At 58.0% G+C, this 11,738-nt stretch carries 13 protein-coding genes; 12 read left to right on the forward strand and 1 reads right to left on the reverse strand.

Annotated elements, in window-relative coordinates:
- Positions 1-65 precede the first annotated feature (65 nt).
- The 9 genes from plsY (at position 66) to ureG (ending at position 6,277) form a co-directional block, all read left to right on the forward strand.
- The gene (plsY, locus tag A4308_RS03710; RefSeq protein WP_014833311.1) at positions 66-680 is read left to right on the forward strand and encodes a glycerol-3-phosphate 1-O-acyltransferase PlsY; all 615 of its coding nucleotides are present in this window, start codon (positions 66-68) and stop codon (positions 678-680) included.
- Positions 681-791: 111 nt separating this feature from the next.
- Positions 792-1,619: an urease accessory protein UreD gene (locus A4308_RS03715; RefSeq protein WP_045281431.1), complete on the forward strand. Its 828-nt coding sequence runs from the start codon at positions 792-794 to the stop codon at positions 1,617-1,619.
- 10 nt (positions 1,620-1,629) lie between these two features.
- Positions 1,630-1,932, forward strand: coding sequence for an urease subunit gamma (locus A4308_RS03720; protein WP_003862556.1), 303 nt, complete (start codon positions 1,630-1,632; stop codon positions 1,930-1,932).
- A gap of 10 nt (positions 1,933-1,942) precedes the next feature.
- Complete coding sequence (locus A4308_RS03725; RefSeq protein ID WP_014885277.1) at positions 1,943-2,257, forward strand: urease subunit beta; 315 nt, start codon at positions 1,943-1,945, stop codon at positions 2,255-2,257.
- Positions 2,250-3,953 carry an urease subunit alpha gene (gene ureC, locus A4308_RS03730; RefSeq protein WP_045281430.1) on the forward strand — a complete coding sequence of 568 codons (1,704 nt, stop codon included), beginning with the start codon at positions 2,250-2,252 and terminating at the stop codon, positions 3,951-3,953. The genes A4308_RS03725 and ureC overlap by 8 nt, the downstream gene beginning before the upstream one ends.
- A gap of 9 nt (positions 3,954-3,962) precedes the next feature.
- Complete coding sequence (gene ureE / locus A4308_RS03735) at positions 3,963-4,427, forward strand: urease accessory protein UreE (protein ID WP_045281429.1); 465 nt, start codon at positions 3,963-3,965, stop codon at positions 4,425-4,427.
- Positions 4,428-4,436: 9 nt separating this feature from the next.
- Positions 4,437-4,976, forward strand: coding sequence for a HupE/UreJ family protein (locus A4308_RS03740; RefSeq protein ID WP_023337819.1), 540 nt, complete (start codon positions 4,437-4,439; stop codon positions 4,974-4,976).
- A complete protein-coding gene (locus A4308_RS03745) occupies positions 4,976-5,650 on the forward strand; it encodes an urease accessory protein UreF (RefSeq protein ID WP_045281428.1) in 675 nt (224 codons plus the stop codon). The genes A4308_RS03740 and A4308_RS03745 overlap by 1 nt, the downstream gene beginning before the upstream one ends.
- 9 nt (positions 5,651-5,659) lie before the next feature.
- Positions 5,660-6,277 (forward strand): urease accessory protein UreG, encoded by a 618-nt coding sequence (gene ureG / locus A4308_RS03750; protein ID WP_045281427.1) that lies wholly within the window; start codon positions 5,660-5,662, stop codon positions 6,275-6,277.
- Positions 6,278-6,363: 86 nt separating this feature from the next.
- Here the strand turns inward: ureG and tsaD are convergent, their stop codons facing one another.
- Entirely contained in the window at positions 6,364-7,377 is a 1,014-nt protein-coding gene (tsaD, locus tag A4308_RS03755; RefSeq protein ID WP_014885283.1) for a tRNA (adenosine(37)-N6)-threonylcarbamoyltransferase complex transferase subunit TsaD, read from the reverse strand.
- Positions 7,378-7,613: 236 nt separating this feature from the next.
- On the opposite strand from tsaD, the gene rpsU reads away from it, so the two are divergent.
- The 3 genes from rpsU to rpoD all read left to right on the forward strand — a co-directional run bounded on the left by rpsU (position 7,614) and on the right by rpoD (position 11,700).
- On the forward strand, positions 7,614-7,829 hold the full coding sequence (gene rpsU, locus A4308_RS03760) for a 30S ribosomal protein S21 (protein WP_001144069.1): 216 nt from the start codon (positions 7,614-7,616) through the stop codon (positions 7,827-7,829).
- Between the two features lie 115 nt (positions 7,830-7,944).
- Entirely contained in the window at positions 7,945-9,690 is a 1,746-nt protein-coding gene (gene dnaG / locus A4308_RS03765) for a DNA primase (RefSeq protein WP_014885284.1), read from the forward strand.
- A gap of 165 nt (positions 9,691-9,855) precedes the next feature.
- Entirely contained in the window at positions 9,856-11,700 is a 1,845-nt protein-coding gene (rpoD, locus tag A4308_RS03770; RefSeq protein ID WP_014885285.1) for an RNA polymerase sigma factor RpoD, read from the forward strand.
- The last annotated feature ends 38 nt before the right edge of the window (positions 11,701-11,738 follow it).

An 11,738-nucleotide genomic window follows, 5' to 3' on the forward strand; every position in this document is an offset into this window, starting at 1 on the left:
GCGAATTATGCGTATTATCCACAGATGCTGAGAATACAGATACATTTTCAAAACGGAACAGCGTTATGAGTGCAATCGCGCCTGGAATGATCCTCCTCGCCTATCTTTGCGGCTCAATCTCCAGCGCCATTCTGGTCTGCCGCATTGCCGGGTTACCTGACCCGCGTGAAAGTGGTTCCGGGAATCCGGGAGCGACCAACGTACTTAGAATTGGCGGCAAGGGAGCAGCCGTAGCGGTTTTGATTTTTGATGTTCTGAAAGGGATGCTACCCGTCTGGGGCGCTTATGCGCTGGGCGTCACGCCGTTCTGGCTGGGGCTCATTGCGATTGCGGCCTGCGTCGGCCACATCTGGCCCGTTTTCTTCGGTTTTAAAGGTGGTAAAGGCGTTGCAACCGCCTTTGGCGCTATCGCCCCTATCGGCTGGGATCTTACCGGCGTAATGGCGGGCACCTGGCTGCTCACCATCTTGCTGAGCGGTTATTCCTCGCTCGGCGCCATCGTCAGCGCGCTCATTGCCCCGTTTTACGTCTGGTGGTTCAAACCCCAGTTCACCTTCCCGGTGTCAATGCTCTCCTGCCTGATCCTGCTGCGTCATCACGATAATATTCAGCGTCTGTGGCGTCGTCAGGAGACCAAAATCTGGACGAAGCTCAAGCGAAAGAAAAAAGATCCGGAGTAAAACGCGCAACGCCGGCAGCAGAAAACGTATCCATAAGCGACTCATATGACAGCCTTCATTTCCGCCAGGGCATACTGAAACGTATCCCGATGGTGTGGAAATGGATGCAGCATGTTAGCAGCTCAGGTCACTGATAATACGTATAAAGGCTGGCAGGCATCGCTTGCCCTGCTGTTTTGTCACACCCCTGAGAAAACCCTCCTGCACGCCGCCCACCACGTCGGGCCGCTCACCGTTCAACGCCCGTTTTATCCCGAAGGGGAAACCTGTCACCTCTATTTACTGCATCCGCCCGGCGGCATTGTGGGCGGCGATACGCTGGACATTTCCGTTCGGCTGGACGCCAAAAGCCACGCGCTTATCACCATGCCCGGCGCCAGTAAGTTCTATCGCAGCAGCGGCCCGCAGGCCTGTCTGAATCAACACTTTTATCTCGATGATGGATCCACGCTGGAGTGGCTGCCGCAGGATACCATCCTCTTTCCCGGTGCCAATGCCGCACTGCGCTCCGTCTTCCACCTGAAGGGCTCCAGCACGCTGCTGGCGTGGGAGTTGTATTGCCTGGGTCGCCCGGTAATCGGTGAAACCTTCAGCCACGGCACGCTGGAGAGCCGCCTTGAGGTCTGGGTGGACGATGAACCGCGCCTGATTGAGCGCCAGCACCTGAGCGACGGCGATCTTGCGCCCGTTGCCGGACATCCGTGGCTCGGCACGCTGCTGTTCTATCCGGCCGGGGAAACGCATCTTGATACGGTCCGCGAGCGCCTCGCACCGCTGGGAAATTATGCAGGTGCAACGCTTACCGACGATCTGCTGTCGGTGCGTTTCCTCTCCCACGATAACCTGATTTGCCAGCGGGTGATGCGCGACATCTGGCAGTCGCTTCGCCCGCTTCTCACCCCTAAAAATGCCTGTTCGCCGCGTATCTGGCAGACATAAGAGAAACGTTATGGAACTGACCCCCAGAGAAAAAGACAAGCTGTTGCTGTTCACCGCCGCGCTGGTTGCCGAACGCCGCCTTGCGCGCGGGGTTAAGCTCAATTATCCAGAATCGGTCGCGCTGATCAGCGCCTTTATTATGGAAGGCGCGCGCGATGGCGAAACCGTCGCCTCGCTGATGGAAGCGGGTCGTCACGTTCTGACGCGCGACCAGGTAATGGAGGGCGTACCGGAGATGATCCCGGATATTCAGGTGGAGGCCACCTTCCCGGACGGCTCCAAGCTCGTCACCGTCCACAATCCGATCGTCTAAGGAGCACGTCATGATCCCTGGCGAATACCAGATCCAGCCCGGCACGGTTGCCCTCAACGTCGGGCGTGAAACCCAACAAGTGATTGTTGAAAACCACGGCGACAGGCCGATACAGGTCGGATCGCACTATCACTTTTACGAGGTCAACCCGGCGCTGAAGTTCGACCGGGAAGCCACCAGAGGCTACCGGCTGAATATTCCGGCAGGCACCGCCGTGCGTTTCGAGCCAGGCCAGAAGCGGGAAGTCACGCTGGTACAGGTGACGGGCGCGCAGCGTATTTTCGGGTTTCGCGGCGAGGTGATGGGGGAGGTGAAAAATGGCTGACATTTCACGCCGGGCGTATGCCGATATGTTCGGCCCCACCACCGGCGATAAAGTGCGGCTGGCCGACAGCGAGCTATGGATCGAAGTGGAAGACGATCTCACGGTCTACGGTGAAGAGGTCAAATTCGGCGGCGGAAAGGTGATCCGCGACGGTATGGGCCAGGGGCAGATGACCGCCGACGACTGCGTAGATCTGGTGCTCACCAACGCGTTGATCGTCGATCACTGGGGGATCGTGAAAGCCGATATCGGCGTCAAGAACGGGCGGATCTTTGCCGTCGGTAAAGCCGGTAACCCGGATATTCAGCCCGGCGTGACGATCCCAATCGGCGCCGCAACGGAAGTGATTGCCGCCGAAGGGAAGATCGTGACCGCGGGCGGGATCGACACCCATATTCACTGGATCTGCCCGCAGCAGGCGGAAGAGGCGCTGGTTTCCGGCGTGACCACCATGATCGGCGGCGGCACCGGCCCTGCGGCGGGCACCAACGCCACCACCTGCACGCCAGGGCCGTGGTACATCGCGCGTATGCTGCAGGCAGCCGATACGCTACCAGTGAATATCGGCCTCCTCGGCAAAGGTAATGGCTCTAACCCGGACGCCCTGCGCGAGCAGGTCGCGGCTGGCGCCATTGGGCTGAAGATCCACGAAGACTGGGGCGCAACGCCCGCGGCGATCAACTGCTCGCTGGAGGTTGCCGAAGAGATGGATATTCAGGTGGCGCTGCACAGCGACACGCTGAACGAGTCCGGGTTTGTCGAGGACACGCTGACCGCGATTGGTGGGCGCACCATCCACACCTTCCATACCGAAGGCGCGGGCGGCGGCCATGCGCCGGATATTATCACCGCCTGCGCGCATCCGAATATTCTGCCCTCCTCCACCAACCCGACGCTGCCCTACACGGTGAACACCATCGACGAGCATCTCGACATGCTGATGGTCTGCCACCACCTCGACCCGGATATTGCCGAGGACGTGGCGTTTGCCGAGTCGCGCATTCGCCGGGAGACCATCGCCGCTGAAGACGTGCTGCACGATATCGGCGCGTTCTCGCTCACTTCGTCAGATTCACAGGCCATGGGCCGCGTGGGAGAAGTGATTATCCGTACCTGGCAGGTTGCGCACCGCATGAAGGTCCAGCGCGGCGCCCTGCCGGAAGAGACCGGCGATAACGACAACTTCCGCGTGAAGCGCTATGTCGCCAAGTACACCATCAACCCGGCGCTGACCCACGGCATCGCCCATGAGGTCGGTTCCATTGAGGCGGGCAAGCTGGCGGATCTGGTGGTCTGGTCACCGGCGTTCTTCGGCGTCAAACCTGCCACCATCGTCAAAGGTGGAATGATCGCCTGCGCGCCGATGGGCGATATTAACGCCTCGATCCCCACGCCGCAGCCGGTGCATTACCGCCCGATGTTTGGCGCGCTGGGTGCCGCGCGCCACGCCACCCGGCTGACGTTTATCTCCCAGGCCGCCAGCGCGAACGGCGTCCCGCAGCAGCTCAATCTGCAAAGCGCCACGGCGGTGGTGAAAGGCTGCCGGACGGTGAAGAAGACCGACATGATCCACAACGGTTTACTGCCCAATATTACCGTCGATTCGCAAACCTACGAGGTGCGCGTCGACGGTGAACTGATAACCAGCGAACCGGCCGACGTTCTGCCGATGGCGCAACGCTATTTCCTGTTCTGAGGAGTGATGATGATCTATTTAACCCAACGCCTGGACCACGCGCACCCGATTACCGCCAGCGTGACGCTGCCGATTGACGTGCGGGTGAAAAGCCGCGCCCGTGTGGCGCTGAACGACGGCCGCGACGCCGGGCTGATGTTGCCGCGCGGCCTGCTGCTGCGCGGGGGCGACCTGCTGACGACAGACGACGGTAGTGAGGTCATCGAAGTGATCGCAGCGGCAGAGTCGGTCTCCGTGGTGCGCTGCGCCGACCCGTTCCTGCTCGCCCGCGCCTGCTACCACCTGGGCAACCGCCACGTGCCGCTGCAGATCATGCCCGGCGAACTGCGCTATCACCACGATCACGTTCTCGACGACATGCTGCGCCCGTTCGGGCTGGAGGTGACCTTCGCCAGCCTGCCGTTTGAACCGGAAGCGGGCGCCTATGCCAGCGATGCCCACAGCCATAGCCACTCTCACGCTCATTCACATTAAGGATTAATTATGCGCAAGTTCCTCCCCCTGTTACTGCTGGCCTTTTCCGTTCCGGCGCTCGCCCATCCAGGCCACGGTGCCGACAGCTTCCAGGCCGGTTTTTTCCATCCCCTGACCGGGCTCGATCACCTGCTGATGCTCACCGGCGCGGGCGTGCTCTCGGCGCTGAGTGGCCGCAAACTCCTGCTGCCGTTTGCCACTCTCGGGATGATGCTCGTTGGCGCTGTTGCGGGCAGTCTGCTCGGCGGATTTAGCGGCATGGAGATGCTGATTATCGCCTCGCTGGCGGTCTGCGGCGTGATGATGTTTAAAACTGAAAACCGTCTGCTGCTGGCGGTACCTGCTCTGGCGATGTTCCACGGCTGGGCACACGGTGTGGAGATGTCCGGCCACAGCTTCTGGCTTTTCACCAGCGGGTTTATGTTCGCCAGCGCCACGGTGCTGTGCGCCAGCTTCGCGGCAGGTTTACTGCTGCGCCGTCATGACGGCCTGCGTAAAACGTTCGGCGGTGGGTTGATTGTCTCTGCCCTGCTGGCGTTGATGAGCTGATGGAGCACGCCCGCCAGTGGCTGCGCCTGATGCAGCTCTCCAGCAGTAGCCTGCCGGTTGGGTCGTTTACCTGGTCGCAGGGGCTGGAGTGGGCGGTAGAGGCAGGCTGGGTCAAGAATGTCGACGCCTTTAAACGCTGGCAAATCCAGCAGATGGAGCAGAGCTTTTACTGCGTCGATCTGCCGCTCTTTACTCGCCTGTATCTCGCCTGCGAACAACAGGATTGGGTGGCGGCAAAACGCTGGACGGCATACCTGATCGCCTGCCGGGAAACGCGCGAGCTGCGCGATGAGGAGCGCAACCGTGGCGCGGCCTTTACGCGCCTGATTAAAAGCTGGGAGCCTGACTGCCCGACTGAATGGCTGACACTGTGTATGCAGAGCCAGCTCTGCGGCATGGCGTGGCTCGGCGTGCGCTGGGGCATTGGCGCGCGCGAACTGGCGCTCAGTCTCGGCTACAGCTGGATTGAGAGCGCGGTGATGGCGGGCGTTAAGCTGGTGCCGTTTGGGCAGCAGGCGGCGCAGCAGTTGATTATCGACCTGAGCGACCACTTCGCCGCCGGGTTCGAAGAGGCATTTTTACGTGACGACGACGCACTGGGCGCAGCCACGCCGCTGTCTGCCATCGCCTCCGCGCGGCACGAAACACAATATTCACGACTATTCCGTTCCTGAGGAGTCAACATGGCTGATTACAAACATCCCCTGCGCGTCGGCGTCGGCGGCCCGGTAGGGTCGGGTAAAACCGCCCTGCTGGAAGCGCTCTGCAAGGCAATGCGCGATACATATCATCTTGCGGTAGTCACTAACGATATCTACACCAAAGAGGATCAGCGCATCCTGACCGAGGCGGGCGCACTGGAGCCGGAGCGCATTGTTGGCGTGGAGACCGGCGGCTGCCCGCATACCGCCATCCGCGAAGATGCCTCGATGAACCTGGCGGCGGTGGAAGCGTTAAGCGAGAAATTCGGCAATCTGGACCTGATCTTCGTCGAAAGCGGCGGGGATAACCTGAGCGCGACGTTCAGCCCGGAACTGGCGGATCTCACTATCTACGTGATCGACGTGGCTGAAGGGGAAAAAATCCCGCGTAAGGGCGGGCCGGGGATCACCAAATCTGACTTTCTGGTGATCAACAAAACCGATCTCGCACCCTACGTGGGTGCGTCGCTCGACGTGATGGCGCGCGATACCAATCGCATGCGTGGCGAACGTCCGTGGACGTTTACCAATCTGAAAGTGGGTGATGGTCTGGCGACGATTATTGCGTTTCTGGAAGAAAAAGGAATGTTGCGGGTGTAATGCGGTTTATCGCCGGGTGGCGGCTTCGCCTGACCCGGCCTACGGTTTTGTAGGCCCGGTAAGCGCAGCGCCACCGGGCAAAAAACTCACGCCTCAGGCAGTTCCGCCAGCGGCCAGCGCGGACGCACGGACACGCTCAGGTCAGACGTTGCCCCCGCGTTCAGACGCACCATCCCGGCGTAAGCGATCATCGCGCCGTTATCGGTACAGAACTCTGGACGGGCATAAAACACTTCCCCGCGACGCTTTTGCATCATCTCAGCCAGCTTCGCGCGCAGCGTGCGGTTGGCGCTGACGCCGCCCGCCATCACCAGACGCTTAAAGCCGGTCTGATCCAGCGCGCGCTTGCACTTGATCATCAGCGTATCGACCACCGCATCTTCGAACGCGCGGGCGATATCGGCACGGGTCTGTTCGCTGTCGTCGTTATTACGAATCGTATTCGCCGCGAAAGTTTTCAGCCCGGAGAAGCTGAAGTCCAGCCCTGGACGGTCGGTCATCGGACGCGGGAAGACAAAGCGCCCTTCCGTTCCCTGCGACGCCATTTTCGAGAGCATCGGGCCGCCAGGATAATCCAGCCCCAGCAGCTTGGCGGTTTTGTCGAACGCTTCACCGGCGGCGTCGTCGATCGACTCGCCCAACAGCGCGTATTTGCCAATGCCCGTTACGCTAATCAGCTGCGTATGACCGCCGGAAACCAGCAGCGCAACAAATGGGAACTCAGGCGGATTCTCTTCCAGCATCGGCGCCAGAAGGTGACCTTCCATATGGTGAACCGGAATGGCCGGCACGTCCCACGCGAACGCCAGCGAACGGCCTACCGTCGCGCCAACCAGCAGCGCGCCCACCAGACCCGGACCCGCGGTATAGGCCACGGCATCAATATCAGTTGAACGTAACCCGGCCTCTTTCAGCGCCGCCTGAATCAGGGGAACCGTTTTACGCACGTGGTCACGAGAGGCCAGTTCCGGCACGACGCCGCCGTAGTCAGCGTGCAATTTCACCTGACTATACAGTTGGTTGGCCAGAAGGCCTTTTTCGTCGTCGTAAATGGCGATGCCGGTTTCATCGCAGGATGTTTCAATACCCAGTACACGCATGACTTGTTTTACCTCGTTTCACTACCGCGCAGTGTAGAGCCTGGGCGGGGTGATGTAAAACTTTGTTCGCCCCAGGAAGAAGGCTCGTGTATACTCCTCACCCTTATTAAAGTCCCTTTCAAAATCGCATCGGTGCTTTACAAAGCAGCAGCATTTGCAGTAAAATTCCGCACCATTTTGAAATAAGCTGGCGTTGATGCCAGCGGCAAACCGAATTTATTAAAGGTGAGAGTTACATGCCGGTAATTAAAGTACGTGAAAACGAGCCGTTCGACGTAGCACTGCGTCGCTTCAAACGTTCATGCGAGAAAGCAGGTGTTCTGGCTGAAGTTCGTCGTCGTGAGTTTTATGAAAAACCAACGACCGAACGTAAGCGCGCTAAAGCTTCCGCTGTGAAACGTCACGCGAAGAAACTGGCTCGCGAAAACGCACGCCGTACTCGTCTGTACTAATCGCTTGAGGGCCTCAGCCCTCAATTGACAGACAGAGTAGTAGTCGTAAGGCCGTGCTTCCGGAAGGAATGCGCGGCTTGTTTTCGTTTATAAGTCGCTTAAATTTTTGGGGCATATGGCCGGAAGAATCCCACGCGTTTTCATCAACGATCTGCTTGCCAGAACCGACATCGTCGATCTCATCGACGCGCGGGTAAAGCTGAAAAAGCAGGGCAAGAACTACCATGCGTGCTGTCCGTTCCATAACGAAAAAACCCCCTCTTTCACCGTTAACGGTGAAAAGCAGTTCTACCATTGCTTTGGCTGTGGCGCACACGGTAATGCCGTCGATTTTTTGATGAACTACGACAAGCTCGAGTTCGTTGAAACCGTCGAAGAGCTGGCGGCGATGCATAACCTTGAAGTGCCGTATGAAGCAGGCAGTGGGCCAAGTCAGATCGAGCGCCATCAACGGCAAACGCTGTATCAACTGATGGATGGCCTGAATTCGTTTTACCAACAGTCTCTTAAGCACTCTGCGGCTGAGCCTGCGCGTCAATACCTGACAAAGCGCGGACTGAGCGACGATGTGATTGCGCGTTTCGCTATTGGTTACGCCCCGCCCGGCTGGGACAACGTGTTAAAACGTTTTGGCGGCAATAGCGAAGATCGTAAGTCTCTCATCGACGCAGGCATGCTGGTCACCAACGACCAGGGACGAAGCTACGACCGCTTCCGTGAACGGGTGATGTTCCCGATCCGCGATAAGCGTGGCCGGGTGATTGGTTTTGGTGGTCGCGTGCTGGGTGATGCCCTGCCGAAATACCTCAACTCCCCGGAAACCGATATTTTCCATAAGGGCCGCCAGCTTTACGGTCTTTATGAGGCGCAGCAGGATAACGCGGAACCTCCGCGTCTTCTGGTCGTCGAAGGCTATATGGACGTTGTCGCGCTGGCGCAGTACGACATTAACTACGCGGTGGCGTCATTAGGAACGTCCACGACGGCAGACCATATCCAGCTGCTGTTTCGCGTCACCAACAACGTGATTTGCTGTTACGACGGTGACCGCGCAGGACGCGATGCCGCCTGGCGTGCGCTGGAAACGGCGCTACCGTATATGACCGACGGGCGTCAGCTACGCTTTATGTTCCTGCCGGATGGCGAAGATCCGGATACGCTGGTGCGTAAAGAGGGCAAGGCGGCGTTTGAAGCGCGGATGGATCAGGCTCAGCCGCTCTCCACGTTTCTGTTTAACAGCCTGATGCCGCAGGTGGATTTAAGTACCCCTGACGGGCGCGCGCAGCTCAGTACGCTGGCGCTGCCGTTAATCAGCCAGGTGCCCGGCGAAACGCTGCGTATCTATCTGCGTCAGGAGTTAGGCAACAAGCTCGGCATTCTGGATGACAGCCAGCTTGAACGTTTAATGCCTAAACAGGCTGAAAACGGCACGGTTCGCCCCGCGCCTCAGCTAAAACGCACAACCATGCGTATACTGATAGGGTTACTGGTACAAAACCCCGAACTTGCGCCGCAAGTGCCATCGCTGGCGGGTTTGAACCACGAAAAATTGCCCGGACTTGGCTTATTTTCAGAACTGGTCAACACGTGTTTGTCTCAGCCAGGTCTGACCACCGGACAACTTTTAGAACATTATCGCGGCACAAAAGAGGCCGCTACCCTTGAAAAATTGTCGATGTGGGACGATATAGCAGATAAGGACATTGCAGAAAAAACGTTCACCGACTCGCTCAACCATATGTTTGATTCGATGCTTGAGTTGCGCCAGGAAGAGTTGATAGCTCGCGAGCGCACGCACGGCTTAAGCAGCGAAGAACGCCGGGAACTCTGGATGATTAACCAGGAACTGGCGAAGAAATAAGTGAAAGACAAAAGTATTTAACGGCTTAAGTGCCGAATATCGATCGGGGAGCCCCCGGCAGCCGCACTGAGAGGCAGCGGCAAAAATATAAGTACGCCCTCGCTTTAAAGGTTGGCAGCCCCATCGCCGACACCAATCAAACGAATTAAGTGTGGATACCGTCTTATGGAGCAAAACCCGCAGTCACAGCTGAAACTTCTTGTCCAACGCGGTAAGGAGCAAGGCTATCTGACCTATGCCGAGGTCAATGACCATCTGCCGGAAGATATCGTCGATTCAGATCAGATCGAAGACATCATCCAAATGATCAATGACATGGGCATTCAGGTGATGGAAGAAGCACCGGATGCCGATGATCTGTTGCTGGCTGAAACCTCCAACAATACCGACGAAGATGCGGAAGAAGCTGCCGCACAGGTACTGTCCAGCGTTGAATCTGAAATCGGGCGTACCACTGACCCGGTCCGCATGTACATGCGTGAAATGGGTACCGTTGAACTGTTGACCCGCGAAGGCGAAATTGACATCGCAAAACGCATCGAAGACGGGATCAACCAGGTTCAGTGTTCTGTTGCCGAATACCCTGAAGCGATCACCTATCTGCTGGAGCAGTACGATCGCGTTGAAGCGGAAGAAGCGCGCCTGTCTGACCTGATCACCGGTTTTGTTGACCCGAACGCGGAAGAAGATCTGGCGCCTACCGCGACTCACGTTGGTTCCGAACTGTCTCAGGAAGAGATGGATGACGACGAAGACGAAGATGAGGAAGAAGACGACGACAGCGCGGACGATGACAACAGCATCGACCCGGAACTGGCGCGTGAGAAGTTTGCCGAGCTGCGTACCCAGTACGAAGTCACGCGTGACACCATCAAAGCGAAAGGCCGCAGCCATGCCGCCGCGCAGGAAGAGATCCTGAAACTGTCTGAAGTATTCAAACAGTTCCGCCTGGTGCCAAAACAGTTCGACTACCTGGTAAACAGCATGCGCGTGATGATGGATCGCGTACGCACCCAGGAACGCATCATCATGAAGCTGTGCGTTGAGCAGTGCAAAATGCCGAAGAAGAACTTCATCACCCTCTTCACCGGCAACGAAACCAGCGAAACTTGGTTCAACGCCGCTATCGCGATGAACAAGCCATGGTCTGAAAAACTGCACGACGTGAAGGACGATGTCTATCGTGGTCTGCAGAAGCTGCATCAGATTGAAGAAGAGACCGGCCTGACCATCGAGCAGGTCAAGGACATCAACCGTCGTATGTCTATCGGTGAAGCGAAAGCCCGCCGTGCGAAGAAAGAGATGGTTGAGGCGAACTTGCGTCTGGTTATCTCTATCGCCAAGAAATACACCAACCGTGGCCTGCAGTTCCTGGATCTGATCCAGGAAGGCAACATCGGTCTGATGAAAGCGGTAGATAAGTTCGAATACCGTCGTGGTTACAAGTTCTCCACCTACGCTACCTGGTGGATCCGTCAGGCTATCACCCGCTCTATCGCGGATCAGGCGCGCACCATCCGTATTCCGGTGCATATGATTGAGACCATCAACAAGCTCAACCGTATCTCCCGCCAGATGCTGCAGGAGATGGGCCGTGAGCCAACGCCGGAAGAGCTGGCTGAGCGCATGCTGATGCCGGAAGACAAGATCCGTAAAGTGCTGAAGATCGCCAAAGAGCCAATCTCCATGGAAACACCAATTGGTGATGATGAAGATTCGCATCTGGGTGATTTCATCGAGGATACCACCCTCGAGCTGCCGCTGGACTCTGCCACCACCGAGAGCCTGCGCGCTGCGACGCACGACGTTCTGGCCGGCCTGACCGCCCGTGAAGCAAAAGTGCTGCGTATGCGTTTCGGTATTGATATGAACACCGACCACACGCTGGAAGAAGTGGGTAAACAGTTCGACGTGACCCGCGAACGTATCCGTCAGATCGAAGCGAAGGCGCTGCGTAAGCTGCGTCATCCAAGCCGCTCTGAAGTGCTGCGTAGCTTCCTGGACGACTAACCTGTCCTGACTGTGAAAAAGCTCCCTTCGGGGAGCTT

The organism is Enterobacter sp. ODB01, from assembly GCF_001623605.1.
GTDB lineage: Bacteria > Pseudomonadota > Gammaproteobacteria > Enterobacterales > Enterobacteriaceae > Enterobacter > Enterobacter kobei.

Bases quoted from the DNA above. Each gene is read 5' to 3' on its own strand.
- plsY (WP_014833311.1), top strand. From the start codon at position 66: ATGAGTGCAATCGCGCCTGGAATGATCCTCCTCGCCTATCTTTGCGGC.
- A4308_RS03715 (WP_045281431.1), top strand. From the start codon at position 792: ATGTTAGCAGCTCAGGTCACTGATAATACGTATAAAGGCTGGCAGGCA.
- A4308_RS03720 (WP_003862556.1), top strand. From the start codon at position 1,630: ATGGAACTGACCCCCAGAGAAAAAGACAAGCTGTTGCTGTTCACCGCC.
- A4308_RS03725 (WP_014885277.1), top strand. From the start codon at position 1,943: ATGATCCCTGGCGAATACCAGATCCAGCCCGGCACGGTTGCCCTCAAC.
- ureC (WP_045281430.1), top strand. From the start codon at position 2,250: ATGGCTGACATTTCACGCCGGGCGTATGCCGATATGTTCGGCCCCACC.
- ureE (WP_045281429.1), top strand. From the start codon at position 3,963: ATGATCTATTTAACCCAACGCCTGGACCACGCGCACCCGATTACCGCC.
- A4308_RS03740 (WP_023337819.1), top strand. From the start codon at position 4,437: ATGCGCAAGTTCCTCCCCCTGTTACTGCTGGCCTTTTCCGTTCCGGCG.
- A4308_RS03745 (WP_045281428.1), top strand. From the start codon at position 4,976: ATGGAGCACGCCCGCCAGTGGCTGCGCCTGATGCAGCTCTCCAGCAGT.
- ureG (WP_045281427.1), top strand. From the start codon at position 5,660: ATGGCTGATTACAAACATCCCCTGCGCGTCGGCGTCGGCGGCCCGGTA.
- tsaD (WP_014885283.1), bottom strand. From the start codon at position 7,377: ATGCGTGTACTGGGTATTGAAACATCCTGCGATGAAACCGGCATCGCC.
- rpsU (WP_001144069.1), top strand. From the start codon at position 7,614: ATGCCGGTAATTAAAGTACGTGAAAACGAGCCGTTCGACGTAGCACTG.
- dnaG (WP_014885284.1), top strand. From the start codon at position 7,945: ATGGCCGGAAGAATCCCACGCGTTTTCATCAACGATCTGCTTGCCAGA.
- rpoD (WP_014885285.1), top strand. From the start codon at position 9,856: ATGGAGCAAAACCCGCAGTCACAGCTGAAACTTCTTGTCCAACGCGGT.